This is a genomic window from Parazoarcus sp. PS-13 R2A (assembly GCF_057621855.1).
Genome location: NZ_JBYEXN010000012.1, coordinates 1 through 21,399, shown reverse-complemented (window position 1 = coordinate 21,399; position 21,399 = coordinate 1). Strand labels below are relative to the sequence as shown.

Here is a 21,399-nt window from a genome sequence, read left to right as displayed (position 1 = left end):
CGCTCTCACCAGACTCAGAGGAAGAACTCCTCCATGCGCACGAATACCTCGTGCTCCGCGCCATGACGATTTACGGCCAGCACGTCCTCAAGCTTCTCCAGCTGGCGAATCATCTGCTCAAGGCGCTGATCCTCGAACACCAGCAACCAGATGCGACTCCGGTTGCCGTTGGGGATGGGCATGCACATGATGCCCTCCATGTTGAAAGCACGCCGGGCGAAGAGATTGCAGATGTGGCTCATCACGCCTGCATGGTTGTTCACTTCGAGCTCGAGCACGACCTTGGCAAAACCCGACTGCTGCAGCGGTTCGGCAACTTGTTCCATCATCAACCTCCGATCATCTCGGTATTGGCCGCACCCGGCGGCACCATGGGGTAAACAAACTCCTCGCGATCGATCGAGGCATGAATCAGGCACGGCCCCGGGGTCTGCAAGGCCTGTGCGAGCGAAGCGCGCGGGTTGGCCGCGAGATCGAGATCGACCGCAGGAATGCCGAAGCCCTCCGCGATCTTCATGAAGTCCGGCGCGCCGGCATAGCGCGACGCAAAGGTACGCTTGCCATAGAACAGGCTCTGCTGCTGGTACACCAGACCGAGCGCGTTGTTGTTCATCAACACGATCTTGACGTTGAGCCCCTGCTCAGCCAGCGTCGCCAGCTCCTGGATGTTCATCATGATGCTGCCATCACCGCTGAAGCACACCACGGTGCGCTCGGGCGCGGCCAGCGCCGCGCCAAGCGCTACCGGCATGCCGAAGCCCATGGTGCCGAGACCCCCCGATGTAAGCCATTGGCGCGGACGGCGGAAGGGATAGGCCTGAGCCACCCACATCTGGTGCTGCCCCACGTCGGTGGTGATGATGGCCTCGTCGTCGAGCGCAGCGGCAACGGCGCTGATCAGCCCGTAGTGACTGCGCGGATTCTCCAGCGCGTCGAACTGCATCGGAAAGCGCGTCTTGAGGCTATCGACATGCGACAGCCAGCGCTTGCGCAACTGCACCTTCACACGCGGAATCAGCGCATCGAGCACCTCGGCGACATCACCATTGATGGCGACATGGGCGTTCTTGATCTTGTCCAGCTCGGACGGGTCGACATCGATATGAACGATCTTTGCACGCGGGCAGAATTGCGCCGCCTTGCCGATGGCACGATCGTCGAAACGCGCACCGACGCAGATCAGCAGATCCGCCTCTTCCAGCACGAAGTTGGTGTAGCGCGCGCCATGCATGCCCAGCATGCCGATCGAGAGCGGATGATCCATCGGCATCGCCCCGAGCGCCATCAGGGTCATCGTCGTCGGCAGCCCGGCCTGCTCGGCCAGGGTCACCGCCTGTTGCGCAGCGCCGGAATGAACCACACCGCCACCAAGATAGAGCACCGGCTGTTCGGCTTCGTTGATCATGCGCGCAGCTTCTTCGATGAGCTCAATCGGCGCCTGGGGCGCTGCGTCACGCACCGCGACGGGCGGGAACTCGTCAAAGGTGACGAGCTGGCACTGCACATCCTTGGGCACATCCACCAGCACCGGACCGGGACGGCCCGACATCGCAATCCGGAAGGCCTCGGGAATGACCTCGAGCAACTCCTCCGCCGACCGGACCAGGAAGTTGTGCTTGGTGATCGGCACCGTCATGCCGTAGATATCGACTTCCTGGAAGGCATCGGTACCAATCATCGACAGCGGCACCTGGCCGGTGATCGCCACCAGCGGGATCGAGTCGAGCATTGCGTCGGCGATCGCGGTCACGAGGTTGGTCGCGCCCGGACCGCTGGAGGCAAAGCACACCTCGGGCTTGCCCGACACCCGCGCCATGCCCTGAGCCATGAACCCGGCGCCCTGCTCGTGACGCGCAAGCACATGGTGAATGCCGTCACTGCCCGACAGCGCGTCATAAAGCGGCAGGATTGCGCCGCCGGGGATGCCTGCTGCAGTGCGCACACCCTGGCGTTCGAGCAGGCGCAATATCAGCTGGGCGCCGGTCATTTGATTCATGTTGATCTCCTTCAGGTCATGTTGCGGCGTTTCTGACCGGCGGCATAAAAGAAAACCCCCGCCGGGCTTTCGCGCCGGCGGGGGTTCTGGATTTGGTACTGCCTGTCCTGATCCGCTACGACGCGCGCGTCCCTACGCCTACTACTACGCGTACTACGGATACAGAGAGGGACGGGAAACGACGGTTCATGTTCGAATCAGACAAGTTGTGGCACGAATGAAATCATAAACGCGGCCCGAAAACAAGCATTTTCCGGACCGCGCGTCTGCCCCGGGCTAAGCCTGGTCAGCCTTGTCGCCTCCCTCGCGCAGCACACGACGGAGAATCTTGCCGACGTTGGTCTTGGGCAGCTCGTCCCTGAACTCGATCATGTGCGGCACCTTGTACCCGGTCAGGTTCTGCCGGCAGTGAGCGATCAGATCGGCCTTGGTCAGCGCCGGATCCTTGCGCACCACGAACACCTTCACCGCCTCGCCGCTGTGCTCGCTCGGCACACCGATGGCGGCCACCTCAAGCACACCCGGATGACTGGCGACGACGTCTTCCACCTCGTTGGGATAGACGTTGAAGCCGGACACCAGAATCATGTCCTTCTTGCGATCGACGATGCGAATGAAACCCTCTTCGTCCATCACCGCAACATCGCCGGTGCGGAAGAAACCGTCGGCGGTAAATGCACGCGCCGTATCCTCCGGCCGGTTCCAGTAACCGCGCGTCACCTGCGGCCCGCGCACGCACAGTTCGCCGCGCTGGCCGATCGCCTGCTCGGTTCCATCGTCGTCGCGAATACTCACATCGGTCGAAGAGATCGGCAGCCCGATCGCGTGATTGAACTCCGGCAGATCGAGCGGGTTGATCGTCACCGCGGGTGAGGTCTCCGTCAGCCCGTAGGCCTCGATCAGCGGCAGACCGGTCACTTCCTTCCACTTCTCGGCAACAGCCTGCTGCACGGCCATCCCGCCTCCGAGCGAAATCCGCAGCGAGGAAAAATCCAGCCGGGCAAACTCGGCGTTGTGCAGCAAGGCATTGAACAGGGTGTTCACCCCGGTAATCGCGGTAAACCGGTACTTCGCCAGCTCCTTGACGAAGCCCGGAATGTCGCGTGGATTCGTGATCAGCACGTTGGTCGCACCGATCTTGAAGAAGGTGAGGCAGTTCGCGGTGAGGGAGAAGATGTGATAGAGCGGCAGCGCGGTGATGATCACCTCTTCGCCCTCATGCAGGAAGGGCTTGATCCAGGCATGTGCCTGCTGCAGGTTGGCCACGATGTTGCCGTGCGTGAGCACTGCGCCTTTGGCCACCCCGGTCGTGCCGCCGGTATATTGCAGGAAGGCGATGTCTTCAGCACCGACCTCGACCGGCTTGAGCGCATGATGCGCGCCCTTGCGCACCGCCGCGCCGAAATCGATGCTCCCCCGCAACGACCAGGGCGGCACCATCTTCCTGACCCGCCTGATCACGAAATTGACGATCAGCCCTTTCGGAAAACCAAGCATGGCACCGATGCTCGTCACCAGCACGTGCTTGAGCGGCAGCCGGTCTCGCACCTGCTCCAGGGTATGGGCAAAGTTCTCGAGAATGACGATCACTTCCGCACCGGCGTCACGCAACTGATGCTCAAGCTCACGCGCCGTGTAGAGCGGATTGACGTTGACGACCGTATAACCGGCCCGCAGCGCCCCGAACATTGCCACCGGGTACTGCAGCAGATTGGGCATCATGAGCGCGATACGCGTACCGCGCGGCAAGCCGAGTTCGGACTGCAGGTACGCACCGAAATTCGCAGAAAGGCGATCCAGTTCCCTGTAGCTGATGCGCTTGTCCATGCAGACAAAGGCGGTTCGGTCTGCGAACTTGCGAACCCCCTGCTCGAACAGATCGCCGAGCGAAGCGAATTCGTTCACATCCACCTCGGCGGGTACACCGGGCGGGTATTTCTTGAGCCAGATCTTTTCCACGTTGTCTCCTCGTATCGCTGGAAAAAGCTTGGGCGCGACCAACAGGTCGCACAAGCCCGCCCTCCCGAGGCGTCAAGGCAGCAAGCCGCCCCGTTCCAACCAGAAGCGCCCCGTCTGACGCGGGTTGCGCTTCATTAACTCGACGCAGATGCGACTCCGGCAGGTCGCCTCCAATACGATCAAACGCGAAATCAGCTCTCGGCGCCTTCGCCCGGCCAGTTGCGAATATAGTTCTTGAGCATGCGGTTCTCGAAGCTCTGCTCTTCGAGCACCGCCTTGGCCACATCATGGAAGCTCACCACACCGAGCAAGGTGCTGCCGTCCATTACCGGCAGGTAACGCTGATGATGATCAACCATCAGGCGACGCAGCTCGTCCATTTCCATGTTGGGTGCAGCCACCATGGGCACGGCCAGCATGGCCTGCTCGATCAGCATGTCGGCCCAGGCCGCTCCGCCTTTCTGAACGGCCTGAAGCACCTCGCGGAAAGTCAGCATGCCGGCCATCTGACCCTTGGAGAAGACCACCAGCGAACCGACGTCCTGCTCGGTCATGATCGTCACCGCTTCGGCCAGACTCTTGTTTGGCGAGATGGTGTAAAGCACCTTCCCCTTGATCGCGAGAATCTCGCTTACCAGCATGATAGTTTTCCTCGGATATTTTGTTCAGTTTGAGGCTGTGCGCCATCTTAGTGCATTGGGGAACTCCCTGAAAGCCGCGCCGGAGGCCGGCCTTCAGGGCACGGTCATCGCTTCAGCTCGCCGAGCTTGTCCTTCACCTTCGCCCACTCGTCAGCATCGGGGAGCGGGTCCTTGCGCTCAACAATCGGCTTCCACTGGCTTGCCAGTTCAGCATTGAGCTCGATGAAGGATTCCTGGCCGGCAGGCACGTCATCCTCTGCGAAAATGGCCTCGACCGGACATTCGGCAACACAAAGCGTACAGTCGATGCATTCCTCCGGATCGATGACCAGAAAATTCGGCCCCTCGCGAAAACAGTCGACGGGACAGACATCCACGCAATCGGTATATTTGCAGCGCACACAGGCTTCGGTCACAACATAGGTCATTGCTTTGCTCTCACGGGTAACGACACCTGCCTCTGGATAGGCATTCGTGCTCACAGGCGACAATATAGTCCAGCGCTTTGCTTTTTCGCCACGACAATGCACTTTTTCCGGGCTTTGGGCGGATAACACCTTGACGTGACCGACGTCATCGCATAACTTTCGGGAAACCTTCTTCCGGGCACCCTTCCCAGTGCCTGGCCGAACGGGTCCACAGCGACCCTTCATCTCTCTAGTATCAAGTATTACGCAACACATCTCCCCCCTGATGCGAGGAATCATGAGCGAGCATATTCAATACGTGACCGACAGCAACTTCGAGTCCGAAGTGCTGCAGTCCCAGACGCCGGTACTCGTCGACTACTGGGCTGAATGGTGCGGTCCCTGCAAGATGATCGCGCCGATCCTGGACGAAGTCGCCAAAGACTACGCCGGCAAGCTCAAGGTCGCGAAGCTCAACATCGACGAAAACCAGGAAACGCCGGCAAAGTACGGCATTCGTGGCATTCCCACCCTGATGCTTTTCAAGGGCGGGAACATCGAGGCGACCAAAGTCGGCGCCCTTTCAAAATCTCAACTGACAGCCTTCATTGACAGCAACATCTAAGCCGGAAACCGCTCCGGCCCGTTCTCGCGGTGCGACGCGCGCCCGCCGCCGGGGCCCCCGGCACCGCGACGGTAATCCTCCCGAAAACATTCCGTCCGATGACGACCTGCTCGACGCAGAATCGTCTGGCGAGACGGGTACGCCCACCGATCCGGCCATCCCTGCCCTGCACCTGTCCGAGCTCAAGGCACTGCACGTCAGTGAATTGCTCGAGATGGCAGTCGCAAATGATGTCGAAGGCGCCAATCGCCTGCGCAAGCAGGAGCTCGTCTTTGCGCTGCTGAAGAATCGCGCACGCAAGGGCCAGCCGATCAGCGGCGACGGTGCACTCGAAGTCCTCCCCGATGGGTTTGGCTTCCTGCGCTCGCCCGATACGTCCTATCTCGCGGGCACCGACGACATTTACGTGTCGCCGTCGCAGATCCGGCGTTTCAACATGCGCACCGGCGACACCATCGAGGGTGAAATTCGCACCCCCAAGGACGGCGAACGCTATTTCGCGCTGGTCAAGCTGGACAAGATCAACGGCCGCCCTCCCGAGGAGTGCAAGCACAAGATCCTGTTCGAGAACCTGACGCCCCTGCATCCGCAGGAGTGCCTGAAGCTTGAGCGTGAGATTCGTGGCGAGGAAAACGTCACCAGCCGCATCATCGACATGATCGCGCCCATCGGCAAGGGTCAGCGTGGTCTGCTCGTCGCCCCGCCGAAGAGCGGCAAGACGGTGATGCTGCAGCATATCGCCCATGCGATCACGTCCAATCACCCCGACGTCGTGGTGATCGTGCTGCTGATCGACGAACGCCCGGAAGAAGTGACCGAAATGCAGCGCTCGGTGAAGGGCGAGGTTGTAGCCTCCACCTTCGACGAACCCGCCTCCCGTCACGTTCAGGTTGCCGAAATGGTGATCGAGAAGGCCAAGCGCCTGACCGAGCACAAGAAGGATGTCGTCATCCTGCTCGACTCCCTGACGCGACTGGCACGTGCATACAACACGGTCGTGCCGGCTTCGGGCAAGGTCCTGACCGGCGGCGTCGATGCCAACGCACTGCAGAAGCCCAAGCGCTTCTTTGGCGCCGCGCGGAACATCGAGGAAGGCGGTTCGCTGACCATCATCGCCACCGCGCTGATCGACACCGGCAGCCGTATGGACGACGTGATCTACGAGGAATTCAAGGGCACCGGCAACATGGAGCTCCACCTCGACCGCCGCATGGCAGAGAAGCGCGTCTATCCGGCCATCAACGTCAATCGCTCTGGCACACGCCGCGAAGAGTTGCTGATGAAGCCGGACATCCTCCAGAAAGCCTGGATCCTGCGCAAGCTGTTGTACGGCATGGACGATATCGACGCGATGGAGTTCCTGCTGGACAAGGTCAAGGCCACCAAGAGCAACGCCGAGTTCTTCGACGCAATGCGTTCGGGACGCTGAGAAATCAGGCGCCCCACATGAGAAAGCCACCTTCGCAGGTGGCTTTTTTTCGTCTGTGAGCAGCGATTACTTGCCGTACTCAAAGAAGCCCTTGCCCGTCTTGCGGCCGAGATAGCCCGCTTCCACCATCTCCACCAGCAAGGGTGCCGGACGGTATTTCGGATCCTTGAAGCCTTCGAACAGCACCTGCATCACGGCCAGTTCGACATCCAGACCGATCATGTCACACAGTGCGAGCGGACCGATCGGGTGGTTGCACCCCAGCTTCATTGCTTCGTCGATCTCCGCTGCCGTGGCCAGGCCCTCGCCCAGCGCGAAAACCGCCTCGTTGATCATCGGGCACAGCATCCGGTTAACCACGAACCCCGGGCTGTTGCGCACCTGCACCGGCGTCTTGCCGATCGCTTTCGCCACTTCATCAACCGCCGCATAGGTCTCGTCAGAGGTCTGCAGGCCACGGATCAGTTCGACCAGCGCCATCATCGGCACCGGATTGAAGAAGTGCATGCCGATCATGCGGTCAGCACGCTTGGTCGAGGCTGCGAGCTTGGTGATCGAGATCGAGGAGGTGTTGCTGGCCAGCAGCGCCTCCGGCTTGGCGACGGCGTCGAGTTGCGCGAAGATCTTGAGCTTGAGTTCAAGATTCTCCGTCGCCGCCTCGATGATGAGGTCGCAGTCGGACAAGGCACACATGTCGGTCGACACCGAGATCTTGGCCATCGCCTCTTCTTTCTGGGCGGTACTCATTTTCTCTTTCTTGATCAGACGATCCAGGCTACCGGCAACGGTTGCCAGTCCGCGCTGCAGGGCGGCGTCGGCGATATCGGTCATTACCACCGGGTAGCCTGCGACGGCGAAGGCCTGAACGATTCCGTTACCCATCGTACCTGCGCCGACGACTCCAATCTTGCTGATGCTCATACCTGTTGTCTCCTGTTAGCGGTCACGCCCCGGCTCATCAACTCCATACCGTTGCGTATGGAGTAAATGTAACGCAAGCTGACGAGTGGCGCCAGCCCCGGACCGGAACGCGGAACGGGGCAACAGCAGACCAGGCGATCATGTCGGCGCACCCCCGTGAGCACAGCCAGTCTTTCGATCTCCGGCTCGATGCCCGCCCTTGCATCCCGACCACCGACGTCAGCCGGCCACGCGCAGACCATCCACAATCCGCTGCGCGAGCGCCCTCCCGCTCAGCCAGGCGCCCTCGACCTTGCCACCGTTGAGCCAGTCCCCGCACAGTCCGACGCCCGCGTCACCGTCCCACGCACACACCATGTCGCCCGCGGGCTGGCTATCGGCATAGCGCCAGCGATGGGCCGTCCACGTCTGCGGCAGCGGGCCACCCAGATCGTGAAAGGCTTGCAGCATGGCTGCAGCAACGTCGTCGGCATCATCCTCGATATGCGCCTCGCTCCATTGCGCATTCGCATGCAGCAACCAGGTCTCGACACCGTCGCGCCCCGGCTTGCTGCTATCGCGCGCAATCCAGCGCAGCGGACCAGCGTTGACGAAGGCCGCATCAAAGGGAAGCGCAACCGGGTCCGCAAAGCGCGCCATCAAGGCCCAGCTGCCCCGCATCACAGCCCCCTCGGCGAGCGTCACCAGGCCTGACGCAGCAGCGTTGTGCAAGGACGACTGGCGCAGCAGCGAAGCAGCCTGTGGCGCGGGCTGCGCCAGGACGACTGCATCGTAGAAGCCATCCAGCCATCCCCGCTCGGCCGACAGGAGACGCCAGCCCTCTGCCCCGCGTTCAAGCTGCTGAATGGTCGCGCCAGCTTGAAGCTCAAGTCGATCCGCAAGAAGCCGGGCTGGCGCAGTCATCCTGGGCGTACCCACAAATCGCGCTAGGCCCGAATCCGCATCATGCCCCAAGTCGCCGCCCAGAACCCGCAGGCGCGGCGCCCACCGGGCCGCAACACCCGCCTGACGCCAGCGCTCGACCTCGGCGTGAAAAGCAGGATCGCGGGCTGTGAAGTACTGCGCGCCATGATCACATTGCCACCCCTCGCCTCGACGGGTGCTCATCCGCCCTCCCGGACCGCGGCTCTTGTCGAACACGACGGGGCTCAGCCCGGCCTGTGCCAGAAACCCGGCGCACGACAGACCTGCGATACCCGCCCCCACCACGGCAACCTGCAATGTTCCCTTCATGCTGTACACACCTCTCAATTGAAACGCCGACCAGGACTCCCCTTCGCCGGGCCGCACGGAACGGCAGAGCACTCAGCGACATGGAAAGCAGACCGATGCCGCAGATCGGCACTCCATCACACCCTGAGTCGGTATGAAGTCGTTTTGTCCTGGACAAACTAAGACGCATCATAAAGGACAAGCCGGTGGCGACAAAGCGGAGGCGCGCCATGCCCCCCGATCACGCAAGCGAGATCTGCAGGAAACGGAAAGGCGACGCCGGCAGACGGCACAGACTCGCCCCGGCGCAGATGAGGTGAACGGCAAAAAGCAGAAAGGGAAGCCCTAGCTTCCCTTTCTGCTTGATTTGTTGGCGGAGTGGACGGGACTCGAACCCGCGACCCCCGGCGTGACAGGCCGGTATTCTAACCAACTGAACTACCACTCCGCGCTTGACTGTATCGGCAACAACTGCTGCCGAAGCTGACTGACCGCGCTGATCAATCCGCCTTTACTGGCGTCCCCACGGGGATTCGAACCCCGGTACCTACCGTGAAAGGGTAGTGTCCTAGGCCTCTAGACGATGGGGACCTATGTACCGTAAAACAAATTCTTTTGGTGGAGGTAAGCGGGATCGAACCGCTGACCTCTTGCATGCCATGCAAGCGCTCTCCCAGCTGAGCTATACCCCCACAACAAGCCGGCGATTATAACTCCTGAATCAAGCTCACCGCAATGGTTTCGTAAAACTTTCGAAACCTGCAAAACCGAAGTCTTGCTATGTAGCTGGCGGAGTGGACGGGACTCGAACCCGCGACCCCCGGCGTGACAGGCCGGTATTCTAACCAACTGAACTACCACTCCAAAACCTTGCCCGACATCTCTGCCGCTTTGCATGCCCGCCTTGGCCAGCATGCCGAATCTGGCGTCCCCACGGGGATTCGAACCCCGGTACCTACCGTGAAAGGGTAGTGTCCTAGGCCTCTAGACGATGGGGACCTAAGTACGGCAGTACAACTTTTCGATGGTGGAGGTAAGCGGGATCGAACCGCTGACCTCTTGCATGCCATGCAAGCGCTCTCCCAGCTGAGCTATACCCCCTTCGAAAGAGCGCGCATTATAGGCAGCGGTTTCAGCCTTGTAAAGCACCTTCTAACAATTATCTGCTGGGCTGCACAAAAAACCCTGAAACCACGCCTTGCCGGCCCCTCCCCTGCACTCACAGAAGCTTGCCAGGGTTCATCAAACCAGACGGATCCAGCGCCGATTTAATCTTGCGCATGAGCAGCAACTCGAGCTCACTCTTGTAGCGGCGAATCTCCTCGCGCTTGAGCTGGCCGAGACCGTGCTCGGCCGAAATCGATCCACCAAGTTCTGCCACAAGATCATGAACCACCCGGTTCGCCTCCTCCGTTCTGGCGATAAAGGAGGCGTTTTCTTCGGCCGCGGCCTTGGACAGGTTGTAGTGCAGATTGCCGTCGCCGATATGACCAAACACAACGATGCGCACATCGGGCCAGACAGCCCTCAGGCGGCTCCCGGCAGCGCTCAGGAACGCCGGAATACGGCTGACGGGCACAGCGATGTCATGCTTGATGCTGACCCCTTCCAGGCGCTGCGCCTCGGAGATGTTCTCGCGCAAGGCCCACAACGCCTCGGCCTGCGCCAGACTGCCTGCGACCGCAGCATCGAGCACCAGGCCCTTTTCGATGGCGGCGCCGAGTTCGCGCTCGAACATGTCTTCGAGTGCGGCGTCGGGAAGCGTGTCCGAGAGCTCCACCAGCACCGCCCATGACGCCGACCCGGGGAGCGGATCACGCGCGCCCTCGATGTGCTGAAGAACGAGATCCAGCGCCGGGCGACCGACGATTTCAAACGCGGTGATGCGATCACCGCAGCCGGCACGCATATGCGCGAGCAGCGCAACGGCCGCAGCAGGATCGGGCACGGCAACCCAGGCGGTTGCGCGCGCCTGCGGTGCCGGAAAGAGTTTGAGCGTCGCCGCGGTGATCACCCCGAGCGTGCCCTCCGCCCCCACGAACAGATGCTTGAGATCGTAACCCGTATTGTCTTTGCGCAAGCCACGCAAGCCATCCCACACCTGGCCATCCGGCAGCACCACCTCAAGCCCGAGCACGAGGTCGCGCATGTTGCCGTAGCGCAGCACCTGAACCCCACCCGCATTGGTCGAGAGGTTGCCGCCAATCTCGCAACTTCCCTCGGAGGCAAGCGAAAGCGGGAACAGGCGCCCGGCCTCCTGCGCCGCCGCCTGCACCGCAGCGAGCTTGCAGCCGGCCTCGACACACAAGGTATTGTTGTCCGGATCCAGCGCACGAACGCGATTGAGCCGCGACAGGCTGAGCAGCACCGAGCGCCCGTCCGGCAGCGGGGTCGCGCCACCGCAAAGACCGGTATTGCCGCCCTGCGGCACGACCGGCACAGCAGCCGCATGGCAGGCTGCCAGCACGGCGGCGACCTGAGCAGTGTCGGCCGGCCGCACAACCGCGCGCGCAGCCCCACGGTAGCGGCCGCGCCAGTCGTTCAGATACGGGGCGGTTTCCGCGCCGTCGACAAGCAGGTAGTCACGACCGACGATCGCGGCCAGCGTACTCAGAAATTCATCCATCAGGACCTCCCTCAGGCGCCAGCGTCGTCTGCACGCCCCAACGCATATCGCAGCAAGGGTTTCGCGCGCACCACGGCAGCCTCACCCTCTGCAATCGCTTCCTCGGCACGGTGATAGTCCATCAGGCCAAGCTGGCCCACACGGGGCGAGATCAGCACATCGGCCGGCTCGCCGGCAAGACGGCTGCGCGAAATTCGGACCTGCATGATATTGATGCTGGCATTGAGTACGGAGACCAGGGAAGGCAGGCTCTCCTCGGGGCCACCGTCGCCATGAGCATTGCCCGCCAGCCCTGTGCCGCCAAGCCCGAGCCGGGACAGCAGGCGGTCGCTCCAGCTCGCTTCGGTCTCTTCTTCAGGTGCGGGTTCGGCGGATGTGTGCCGCCATGCCCGCCCGATCATGTCCGACCCGAGATCGACCGCGATGACGATATCCGCACCCATCGCCCGGCACAGTGACACCGGCACCGGATTCACCAGACCACCATCGACCAGCAGCCGGCCATCCCGAGCAACCGGTGTCATCAGACCGGGCAGCGCAATCGATGCGCGTACCGCCTCGGACACACTGCCGGAATGAAGCCAGATCTCACGCCCGGAAGACAACTCGGTCGCCACGCAGGCGAAGCGAACCGGCAAGTCGGTGAAGTCCCGATCGGTGAAATTGCGCTCGAAGTACTGGATCAGCTTCTCGCCCTTGATCAGGCCGCTGCGCAGGCTGACATCGAGCAGGCCGATCACATCCTTCCACTTGAGTGAATCGGCCCAGCGCCTGAGTTTACCGAGCTCTCCCGCAGCGGCGGCAGCCCCGACGAATGCGCCGATCGAGCAGCCGCAGATCACCTGAGGGACGATCCCCTCCTCCTCCAGCGCACGCAGGACGCCGAGATGCGCCCAGCCCCGCGCCGCGCCACTGCCCAGCGCCAAGCCAATGACGGGCTCCCTGCCGCTGCGCGAAACCATCGGAAACGCTGTCATGCAAGCAAGCTCCGACGTGGATGGAAGACGTGCGCAAAGCCTTCGAGGCCAGGCATGAACTCAGCCCTCGATACGCTCTGCGTACAGGTCGTGCACATCGCAATCGGTAATCCGCACGCGAACAAAGTCGCCGGGTGCGAGATCGTCGCCATCGGGAATCACCACCATGCCGTCGATCTCAGGCGCATCGCCGGGCGAACGGGCTAGCGCCCCTTCCTCATCGACATCGTCGACCAGCACGGTCATTTCGCGACCGATCTTGGCCTCAAGGCGCTGAGTGGAGATGTCCTCCTGGTAATCCATCAGGCGTGCGCGACGTTCCTCGCGCACTTCGTCAGGCACGGGATCGGCCAGTTCGTTGGCCGTTGCGCCTTCAACCGGCGAGTAGGCAAACGCACCGACGCGGTCGAGCTGAGCCTGGTCGAGGAACTGCAGCAGTTGCTCGAAATCTTCCTCGGTCTCACCCGGAAAGCCGGTGATGAAGGTCGAACGGATGGTCAGATCCGGGCAGATGCTGCGCCACTTCTGTACCCGCTCGAGGACATTCTCGGCATTTGCCGGACGCTTCATTGCCTTCAGGATGCGCGGACTGGCGTGCTGGAAAGGCACGTCGAGATAGGGAAGAATCTTTCCCTCTGCCATCAGCGGAATGAGGTCATCCACGCTCGGATACGGATAGACGTAGTGCATCCGGATCCAGATGCCGAGCTCGCCGAGTGCATTGGCCAGGTCGTACAGCTTGGTCTTGAGCGGCTTGCCGTTCCAGAAACCCGTGCGGTACTTGACGTCCACGCCGTAGGCCGAGGTGTCCTGGGAGATCACCAGGATCTCCTTGACGCCGGACTCGGCCAGCGTTTCGGCCTCGCGCATGATCTCGTGAATGGGACGACTGACAAGATCGCCGCGCATCGACGGGATGATGCAGAAGGTGCAGCGATGATTGCAGCCTTCGGAAATCTTCAGATAGGCGTAATGCTGTGGCGTCAGGCGAATGCCCTGCGCGGGCACGAGATCGATGAAAGGATCGTGCGGCTTGGGCAGGTGCTTGTGCACTGCCTGCATCACCTCTTCGGTTGCATGCGGACCGGTAACGGCGAGCACCTGCGGATGAGCAGACATGACCACACCGTCCTTGGCACCGAGACAGCCGGTCACGATCACCTTGCCATTCTCGGCCAGCGCTTCGCCGATGGCGTCGAGCGATTCCTCGACGGCAGCATCGATGAAGCCGCAGGTATTCACCACCACCACGTCTGCGTCTTCGTAGCTACCGGAAATCTGATAGCCCTCGGCACGCAGCCGGGTAAGGATGTGTTCGGAGTCGACTGTCGCTTTCGGGCAGCCAAGGCTGACGAAACCGACACGCGGCACGTCAGGTTTTTTGAGGGTGGTCATGCTGGGTACGGCCTGTTAGAAAAAACGCCCCTTGTCCGGGGCGCTGCACCTTATTTGTCGGTGCGGGTCTTGACGTCGGGTTCGGCGTTTTCTGCCTTGTCGTCCGCCGTCGGCGGTGTATAGGCCGGAAACTGGAAGCCGGTAAACATGTTGCGCGTCTGGCTCTCAACCTGATCCTGCATCTGCTGGAACATCTTCTTCGATTGCTCGACGTAGGTGCCCATCATGCTTTGCAGCGCCGGCCCCTGAAAGTTCAGGAACTGCGCCCAGAGATCCTGGCTGATCGGGCTGTTCTCTCCATAGATGCCACGGGCCTGCTCCTGGAGCTTGCCCTGCATGTCGGTGAAGGCCTTGATGTTGTTCTCAAGATACTTGCCCATCATGCCCTGCATCGCATTGCCGTAGAAGCGGATCATGTGCGAGAGCAGGTCGCTGGTGAACATCGGCGCACCACCGGCCTCTTCCTCGAGGATGATCTGCAGCAGGATGCTGCGCGTCAGGTCGTCGCCCGTCTTGGCATCCACCACCTGGAAATCTTCGTTTCCTAGCACGAGCTCCTTCACGTCCGACAGGGTGATGTAGGAACTGGTCCGGGTGTCGTACAAACGACGGTTCGGGTATTTCTTGATCAGGCGCGATTTGTCGGCCATGGTGAAGTCCTCCTCGGCGGCGGTGGGTTCCGCTCTAACTTGTCTTGGAAATTATACCGCGCTGCGAAAAGAAAAACCCCGCCACAGGACGGGGTTACGCAAATCCGCAATATCCACGGATGCGGCATCAGCACATGTGCAGGCCGCCGTTGATATTGATCGTCGCGCCGGTGATGTACCCGGCCAGCTCGGACGACAGGTAGGCGCAAAGCCCACCGATCTCTTCCGGCTTGCCCAGACGCTTCATCGGCACGGTGTCGATGATGCCCTGACGGATGTCGTCACGGATTGCCATGACCATGTCGGTGCCGATATAACCCGGGGCGATCGCATTGACTGTCACGCCCTTGGTTGCCAGCTCAGACGCCAATGCCTTGGTGAAGCCCAGTACACCGGCCTTGGCCGTCGAGTAGTTGGCCTGACCTGCCTGACCCTTGACACCATTAACCGAGGAGATGTTAATGATGCGGCCCCAGCCACGCTCAGCCATCTTCGGCGAAATGTGATGGGTGACGTTGAAAAGGCTGTTGAGGTTGGTGTTGATCACCGCATCCCACTGGCCCTTCTCCATCTTCGGAAAGAACTTGTCGCGGGTGATGCCAGCGTTGTTCACGAGGACGTCGATCGGACCCACCTCAGCCTCGATCTTTGCAACCATGGCCTTGCACGACTCATAGTCGGAGACATCGCCTTCAGCTGCCACGAAATCGAAGCCCAGCTCCTTCTGCTGCATCAGCCACTCATCTTTCTGGGGGAAAGCAGGCAGGCAGTTGGCGACAACCTTCATCCCGCCATTTGCGAGGGATTGGCAAATTGCGGTACCGAGGCCGCCCATAGCGCCCGTAACGAGTGCAATTTTCTGAGACATCATCGAATCCTTCTGCATCGAGTTATCGTTTTCGGACAGCGCAGCCTGAAGCCGCCTCTGCCCACACCTGTCTTGCGGCAGCGCGTCAGCCACATAACACCAACAGTATAAACGCACTCTTGCAGAAATGCTGCGTTGCAATAGCTCAAGAAAAAACGGCCTGCCCCTCGCGGGCCAGGCCGTCCATACTGCGGCAAAGACCGCTCAGAACATGTGCTGACCGCCGTTGATCGAGATATTGGCCCCCGTCACGAATGCCGCTTCCTCGGAGGAAAGGTAGGCAACCAGACCCGCAATCTCTTCCGGCTTGCCCAGACGGGCCACCGGAATCTGGGGCAGGATCTTGGAGTCGAGAATCTCCTGCGGAATCGCCATCACCATCTTGGTGCCGATATAGCCCGGCGAAATGGTGTTGACCGTCACCCCGCTGCGCGCAACTTCAAGCGCCAGCGCCTTGGTGAAGCCGTGCATGCCGGCCTTGGCGGCCGAATAGTTGGTCTGGCCAAATGCGCCTTTCTGACCATTTACCGAGGACACATTGATCACACGTCCCCACTTGCGCTCGAGCATGCCTTCCATGACCTGCTTGGTCATGTTGAACACGGAGTCGAGGTTGGTGCTGATCACCGCATCCCAGTCGGCCTTGTTCATTTTCTTGAAGGTCATGTCGCGCGTTATGCCGGCGTTGTTCACCAGAACATCGACGGGGCCCACCTCCTTGGTGACCTGCTCCACGCACGCCTTGCAGGAATCGAAATCTGCAACGTCGCATGCAAAGGCCCTGAAGCCGTAGCCCATCTTGTTCATCGATGCGAGCCACTCCTCAGCCTTGGTGTTACCCGGCGAGTGGGTCGTCACCACCTTGTAGCCCAGCGCTGCCAGCTTGATGCAAACGGCTTCGCCAAGCCCACCCATGCCCCCGGTAACCAGTGCAACTCTAGACATATTGTTCCTCCTCTCCCAATCGGATGTGCCGGGGGGGTTCAATTTGTGCTGCAAGCGGCCCCGCCCGATCCGCAAGCAACCGTTGACTCAAACTACACCGTAGTCTGTATCAGGATTTTTCTTTTACGTAGCGCCCCGGTGCGGGCTCGATCGGCTCGAACTTCGTGCTGCCAAGGCGTCCGCGCGCCGCGACCTGCTTGCCGCTGAAGCTCTTAAGCCATTCCGCCCAGTGCAGCCACCAGCTTCCCTTGTGCTCTTCCGCCGCGCCAAGCCATTCTTCCGGATCTGCGGCAGACGATGCGCTCGTCCAGTAGCTGCGACGGTTCTTGGTCGCCGGGTTGATGGCACCGGCGATATGACCGCTTGCGCCGAGAACGAAAGTCGTGTCGCCGCCCAGAAGGTTGCGCCCGAGGTAGGCACTCGCCCACGGCACGATGTGATCCTCACGCGCAGCCATCAGATAGGCCGGCACATCCACCTTGCCCAGATCGACCTTCTGCCCGAGCATCTTCAGCTTGCCCGGCACGCGCAGATTGTTTTCGAGGTACATGTTGCGCAGGTACCAGGTCAGGAACGGCCCCGGCAGGTTGGTCGAGTCCGAGTTCCAGTAGAGCAGATCGAAGGCCTGGGGCTTCTTGCCCTTGAGGTAGTTGCCGACCACGTACTGCCACACAAGGTCGTTCGCCCGCAGGAAAGAGAACACGTTCGCCAGCTCCTGCCCCTTGAGCAGACCGCCCTTTCCGATTGCTGCCTCGCGCGCAGTCACGCTCGCTTCGTCCACCAGACAGCCCAGCTCGCCGGCATCGGCGAAATCGAGCAGCGTTGTCATCAGCGTGAGGCTGGAGACAGGGTCTTCGCCACGCGCCTTCAGCACTGCAATCGCAGAGCTCAGGATTGTGCCCCCCACGCAGAACCCCAGGACGTTGGGTTTCTTTGTACGGGTGATCGAACGCACCACATCGAGTGCGGCAATCGGCCCCATCTCCAGGTAGTCGTCCCAGTTGCATTTGGACTGGGCAGCCCCGGCGTTCTTCCACGACACCAGGAATACCGTGACGCCCTGCTCCACAATGAAGCGTACCAGAGAGTTCTCCGGCTGGAGGTCCATGATGTAGAACTTGTTGATGCAGGGCGGCACGATCAGCAGCGGTACCTGCCCGACCTTCTCGGTGAGCGGCGCGTACTGGACAAGCTGCATGAGCTCGTTCTCGAAGACCACCGCACCCGGCGACACCGCCAGGTTGCGCCCGACCTCGAACGCGCCGTCATCGGTCATCGAAATCCGGCCCTTCTCAAGGTCGTCGATGAGATTGCGGATGCCCTGGGTAATGCTGTCACCCTTGCTTTCAACCGCGGCCTTGATGAACTCGGGGTTGGTCGCGGCGAAATTGCTCGGCGCCAGCGCGTCGATGTATTGCCGGGTGAGAAACTGAATGCGGGACTTTGCTCGACCGTCGGAGATCGGCATCTCGTCAGCAACCTGCTTCAGAAAGCCGGCATTGACCAGATAGGCCTGACGCACGTAGTCGAAGATCGGACTCTCGGTCCATTCCGGTGCGTTAAAACGACGATCACCGGGCTCGGGCTGCGCGACCTGCTCCCGGGGCTCTCCCGGTTTGCTCGCGAGCAGCGAGGACCACAGCGCGACGTGCTTGGATGCAAACTCATCCTGCATCCGCTTGAGTGCATCGGATTCCGGCAGCGGCAGCTGCGGCGCAGCGACACCCGACGAGTCCTGCATGGCAGCATGCTGTTTGGCAACCATGCCGAAAAAAGTCGTTGCCATGGTTTGCCCCGCCAGCAGCATTGCCTGCATGGCGGCGGGCGCCTGCTTGTCATTCGAGTCGGACATCAGCCCCTCCTTAGGCTTCGGCAGGCACTGCGTTGCCGCGAGAGCCCACCGTCAGATCCAGCACCAGCTTTAACGACTGTATCCGGCCACGCGGGTAGAATCCCGCCATGTACCTGATCGCAATCGCCTGGTTCTACGTCGCACTTCTCGCCGCCATTTCCGATGACACGGTAGTTGGCGGTGTGCTGACATTCGTATTTTACGGACTCGCTCCAATGGCGCTTTTCGTGTGGCTGTTCGGCACACCTGCCCGACGTCGGCGCCAACGGGAGCGCGAGGCCGCTGAGGACCTCAACGATAGAGATGATTCGAGCGCCGAGCAATAGCCAATATGCGTGATACGACGCTGCAGCGCGTCATCTGCCTCCGTCTCCAAGCCAGATCATGGATGCGAAGCGACCGGTAACCCCATCACGGCGATAGGAATAGAAACGCTCACGATCGGTCCAGGTACATAAGCCCCCGCCATAAATCCGGGCAACGCCGGCTCGCACCAGACGTCGTCGCGCGAGCATGTAGAGATCGGCCAGCCACTTTCCGGGCTGGCCATTGTTGATGAAAGCCTCTGCTGCGCCGCGATCGTGCGCCAGAAAGGCTTCCCGCACCTCGTCGCCGACCTCGAAGGCACCCGGCCCGATCGCCGGCCCCAACCAGGCCAGCACACAGTCGGGCCGCACCGTCATGCGGGCGACAGTTGCCTCCAGCACACCCGACACCAGCCCGCGCCAGCCCGCATGTGCGGCCGCAACAACGGTGCCGGCATCATCGCAGAACAGCACCGGCAGACAGTCCGCAGTCATCACTGCGCAAACCCGTCTCTCAAGCCGCGTCAGCGCCGCATCGCCCTTCGGTTCGGGCGGCAGATTGTCGAGGTCGATGACACGCGTGCCGTGCACCTGATCCAGCCAAGTCGGCTCAGCAGGCAACAAACGCTTCAGCCGCGCCCGGTTTTCGGCCACGGCCTGAGGGTCGTCGCCAACATGGGCGCCGAGATTCAGGCTGTCATAGGGTGCAGCACTGACACCGCCCGCACGCGTCGTTACCAGTGCCTTCACATTCCCCGGCGCAGGCCAGTCGGGCACGATCAAGGAACGGGTCATGGTTTGAAACTCCCTCCAAGGCTGTGCAACAGCACAGAAAAATCATCAGGAAGCGGCGCGAACCATGCCATCTCATCCCCCGACACAGGATGCACCAAACCCAGCCGGAATGCATGCAGGGCCTGGCGCGAAAAAGCGTCGAGCAATGGATCGGCACTGCGTTTGAGGCCATAGACCGGGTCGCCGACCAGCGGATGCCCGATGTGCGCCATGTGCACCCGAATCTGGTGTGTGCGCCCGGTTTCTAGCCTGCACTCGACCAGCGTCGTGCGCGCCAGACGCTCACGCACGACGTAGCGGGTCAGCGCCTGACGTCCACCGCCCACAACAGCCATTCTGGTGCGCTGGGTCGGATGGCGCGCAATTGGCGCATCCACCTCTCCCGGCCCCTTCACCCCGCCATGAACCAGCGCAAGATAGTGGCGTTTCACCGTGCGCGCCTGCAACTGACGAATCAGGTCGGTCTGCGCCTCAAGTGTCTTGGCGACCACCAGCAGACCGCTGGTGTCCTTGTCCAGCCGATGCACGATGCCCGCCCGCGGGATGCCCGCCAGCGCCGGAGCATGATGCAGCAGCGCATTGAGCAGGGTACCGCTCCAGTTTCCACTGCCGGGATGGACGACGAGTCCGGCCGGCTTGTCGATGACCAGCAAGGCCTCGTCCTCGAAGACGATATGCAGGGGGATGTCCTCGGCGGCTTCGGCACTCGCCTGCGGCTCGGGCGCAGCCTCGACCACCAACCGCTCGCCCCCCCACACCTTGTGCTTCGCATCGGGCGAACCGCCATCAACGAGAATGCGTCCATCCCGCAACCACGCCTGCAGGCGGCTGCGCGAGTGCTCGGGAAACAGCCTGGCGAGGGCCTGATCGATCCTCATACCGGCAAAATCCCGAGGAATCATCACTTCGGTGCGCGAGTCGGCGGCTTCCGCTAGGCTATAATCTTTCAGTTCATTCACGCGAGTGTTATCGATGTCCAGGTTCACCTTCGGAAGTTTAGCGGGAAATGCTGCCCTGATCGGCGCCTTGCTGCTTGGCGGCTGCGGTCTGCTGCCGGAGCAGATCGACGAAACGGCAGGCTGGAGTGCACAAAAGCTGTATTCCGAAGCCAAGGCTTCAATGTCTGAGGGCGGCTACGACCAGGCCATCAAGATGTTCGAGAAGCTTGAGGCTCGTTACCCCTACGGTCGCTTTGCCCAGCAGGCGCAGATCGAGTCTGCCTACGCCTATTACAAGTCCAACGAATCGGCCCTGGCCCTGGCTGCGGCCGACCGTTTCATCAAGCTTCACCCCAACCATCCCAACGTCGATTACGTCTATTACCTGAAGGGCCTGGTCAACTTCAACGAAGATCTCGGGATCTTCGCCGGCTTCTCCAACCAGGACATGTCCGAACGTGACCCGCGCGGCGCGCGCGAAGCCTTCGACACGTTCAACGACCTCGTTACCCGCTTCCCGGAGAGCCGCTACGCGGAAGACGCCCGTCAGCGCATGCAGTATCTGGTAAACGCGCTGGCGTCCCATGAAGTGCACGTCGCACGCTACTACTACAACCGTGGCGCCTATATCGCCGCAGCAAACCGCGCCCAGGCCGCCATCACGACCTATCCGCGCGCACCTGCGAACGAAGAGGCTCTGTTCCTGATGGTCAAGAGCTACGACGCCCTGGGGATGACCGACCTGCGCGATGACGCCAATCGCGTGATGCGCAAGAACTTCCCCAACAGCGTGTATTACTCAGGCGGCCCGGCGGACGACCGGCCGTGGTGGCAGCTCTGGTAATTGCGGCTGCGCCA

The 21,399-nt window shown here is 61.5% G+C and carries 20 protein-coding genes and 6 tRNA genes; 4 read left to right on the top strand and 22 right to left on the bottom strand.

Annotated features, from left to right (window positions below):
• Positions 1-14: 14 nt before the first annotated feature.
• The 5 genes from ilvN to fdxA form a co-directional block, all read right to left on the bottom strand.
• A complete protein-coding gene (gene ilvN, locus AC22G6_RS12405; protein WP_199915177.1) occupies positions 15-329 on the bottom strand; it encodes an acetolactate synthase small subunit in 315 nt (104 codons plus the stop codon).
• A complete protein-coding gene (ilvB, locus tag AC22G6_RS12400; RefSeq protein ID WP_487367026.1) occupies positions 329-1,996 on the bottom strand; it encodes an acetolactate synthase large subunit in 1,668 nt (555 codons plus the stop codon). The genes ilvN and ilvB overlap by 1 nt, the downstream gene beginning before the upstream one ends.
• 276 nt (positions 1,997-2,272) lie before the next feature.
• On the bottom strand, positions 2,273-3,955 hold the full coding sequence (locus tag AC22G6_RS12395; protein ID WP_487367025.1) for a long-chain-fatty-acid--CoA ligase: 1,683 nt from the start codon (positions 3,953-3,955) through the stop codon (positions 2,273-2,275).
• 191 nt (positions 3,956-4,146) lie between these two features.
• Entirely contained in the window at positions 4,147-4,596 is a 450-nt protein-coding gene (locus AC22G6_RS12390) for a CBS domain-containing protein (protein WP_108947570.1), read from the bottom strand.
• A gap of 104 nt (positions 4,597-4,700) precedes the next feature.
• On the bottom strand, positions 4,701-5,024 hold the full coding sequence (fdxA, locus tag AC22G6_RS12385; protein WP_487367115.1) for a ferredoxin FdxA: 324 nt from the start codon (positions 5,022-5,024) through the stop codon (positions 4,701-4,703).
• A 277-nt stretch (positions 5,025-5,301) separates the two neighbouring features.
• Here fdxA and trxA point away from each other — a divergent pair, with 277 nt between their 5' ends.
• A complete protein-coding gene (trxA, locus tag AC22G6_RS12380; RefSeq protein WP_108947568.1) occupies positions 5,302-5,628 on the top strand; it encodes a thioredoxin TrxA in 327 nt (108 codons plus the stop codon).
• A gap of 166 nt (positions 5,629-5,794) precedes the next feature.
• A complete protein-coding gene (gene rho / locus AC22G6_RS12375) occupies positions 5,795-7,057 on the top strand; it encodes a transcription termination factor Rho (RefSeq protein WP_108951098.1) in 1,263 nt (420 codons plus the stop codon).
• A gap of 66 nt (positions 7,058-7,123) precedes the next feature.
• Here the strand turns inward: rho and AC22G6_RS12370 are convergent, their stop codons facing one another.
• The 15 genes from AC22G6_RS12370 to phaC form a co-directional block, all read right to left on the bottom strand.
• The gene (locus AC22G6_RS12370) at positions 7,124-7,978 is read right to left on the bottom strand and encodes a 3-hydroxybutyryl-CoA dehydrogenase (protein ID WP_487367024.1); all 855 of its coding nucleotides are present in this window, start codon (positions 7,976-7,978) and stop codon (positions 7,124-7,126) included.
• Between the two features lie 219 nt (positions 7,979-8,197).
• Positions 8,198-9,211 (bottom strand): NAD(P)/FAD-dependent oxidoreductase, encoded by a 1,014-nt coding sequence (locus AC22G6_RS12365; protein ID WP_487367023.1) that lies wholly within the window; start codon positions 9,209-9,211, stop codon positions 8,198-8,200.
• A gap of 350 nt (positions 9,212-9,561) precedes the next feature.
• Positions 9,562-9,638, bottom strand: a tRNA-Asp gene (locus tag AC22G6_RS12360).
• 67 nt (positions 9,639-9,705) lie between these two features.
• A tRNA-Glu gene (locus AC22G6_RS12355) sits at positions 9,706-9,781 on the bottom strand.
• A gap of 25 nt (positions 9,782-9,806) precedes the next feature.
• Positions 9,807-9,882: transfer RNA gene (locus tag AC22G6_RS12350), tRNA-Ala, on the bottom strand.
• A 95-nt stretch (positions 9,883-9,977) separates the two neighbouring features.
• Positions 9,978-10,054 (bottom strand) — tRNA-Asp (locus tag AC22G6_RS12345).
• A 59-nt stretch (positions 10,055-10,113) separates the two neighbouring features.
• Positions 10,114-10,189: transfer RNA gene (locus AC22G6_RS12340), tRNA-Glu, on the bottom strand.
• A gap of 26 nt (positions 10,190-10,215) precedes the next feature.
• Positions 10,216-10,291: transfer RNA gene (locus AC22G6_RS12335), tRNA-Ala, on the bottom strand.
• 118 nt (positions 10,292-10,409) lie between these two features.
• Complete coding sequence (locus AC22G6_RS12330; protein ID WP_487367022.1) at positions 10,410-11,816, bottom strand: FAD-binding oxidoreductase; 1,407 nt, start codon at positions 11,814-11,816, stop codon at positions 10,410-10,412.
• A gap of 11 nt (positions 11,817-11,827) precedes the next feature.
• Positions 11,828-12,793: a patatin-like phospholipase RssA gene (gene rssA, locus AC22G6_RS12325; RefSeq protein ID WP_487367021.1), complete on the bottom strand. Its 966-nt coding sequence runs from the start codon at positions 12,791-12,793 to the stop codon at positions 11,828-11,830.
• A gap of 60 nt (positions 12,794-12,853) precedes the next feature.
• The gene (gene rimO, locus AC22G6_RS12320) at positions 12,854-14,188 is read right to left on the bottom strand and encodes a 30S ribosomal protein S12 methylthiotransferase RimO (RefSeq protein WP_487367020.1); all 1,335 of its coding nucleotides are present in this window, start codon (positions 14,186-14,188) and stop codon (positions 12,854-12,856) included.
• Positions 14,189-14,238: 50 nt separating this feature from the next.
• The gene (gene phaR, locus AC22G6_RS12315; protein ID WP_487367019.1) at positions 14,239-14,838 is read right to left on the bottom strand and encodes a polyhydroxyalkanoate synthesis repressor PhaR; all 600 of its coding nucleotides are present in this window, start codon (positions 14,836-14,838) and stop codon (positions 14,239-14,241) included.
• A gap of 127 nt (positions 14,839-14,965) precedes the next feature.
• Positions 14,966-15,706, bottom strand: coding sequence for a beta-ketoacyl-ACP reductase (gene phbB, locus AC22G6_RS12310; protein ID WP_108951097.1), 741 nt, complete (start codon positions 15,704-15,706; stop codon positions 14,966-14,968).
• A 204-nt stretch (positions 15,707-15,910) separates the two neighbouring features.
• Entirely contained in the window at positions 15,911-16,651 is a 741-nt protein-coding gene (phbB, locus tag AC22G6_RS12305) for a beta-ketoacyl-ACP reductase (protein ID WP_108947560.1), read from the bottom strand.
• A 109-nt stretch (positions 16,652-16,760) separates the two neighbouring features.
• Positions 16,761-18,503, bottom strand: a complete 1,743-nt coding sequence (phaC, locus tag AC22G6_RS12300; protein ID WP_487367018.1) for a class I poly(R)-hydroxyalkanoic acid synthase — start codon at positions 18,501-18,503, stop codon at positions 16,761-16,763.
• Between the two features lie 107 nt (positions 18,504-18,610).
• Here phaC and AC22G6_RS12295 point away from each other — a divergent pair, with 107 nt between their 5' ends.
• Positions 18,611-18,829, top strand: a complete 219-nt coding sequence (locus AC22G6_RS12295; protein ID WP_108947559.1) for a hypothetical protein — start codon at positions 18,611-18,613, stop codon at positions 18,827-18,829.
• A 30-nt stretch (positions 18,830-18,859) separates the two neighbouring features.
• Here AC22G6_RS12295 and pgeF read toward each other — a convergent pair whose 3' ends face one another.
• Positions 18,860-19,603 carry a peptidoglycan editing factor PgeF gene (gene pgeF, locus AC22G6_RS12290; RefSeq protein ID WP_487367017.1) on the bottom strand — a complete coding sequence of 248 codons (744 nt, stop codon included), beginning with the start codon at positions 19,601-19,603 and terminating at the stop codon, positions 18,860-18,862.
• Positions 19,600-20,589: a 23S rRNA pseudouridine(1911/1915/1917) synthase RluD gene (rluD, locus tag AC22G6_RS12285; RefSeq protein ID WP_487367016.1), complete on the bottom strand. Its 990-nt coding sequence runs from the start codon at positions 20,587-20,589 to the stop codon at positions 19,600-19,602. Before rluD ends, pgeF begins: the two co-directional genes overlap by 4 nt.
• Here rluD and AC22G6_RS12280 point away from each other — a divergent pair.
• Entirely contained in the window at positions 20,576-21,385 is an 810-nt protein-coding gene (locus tag AC22G6_RS12280; protein ID WP_108947556.1) for an outer membrane protein assembly factor BamD, read from the top strand. The genes rluD and AC22G6_RS12280 overlap by 14 nt on opposite strands.
• Positions 21,386-21,399 lie beyond the last annotated feature (14 nt).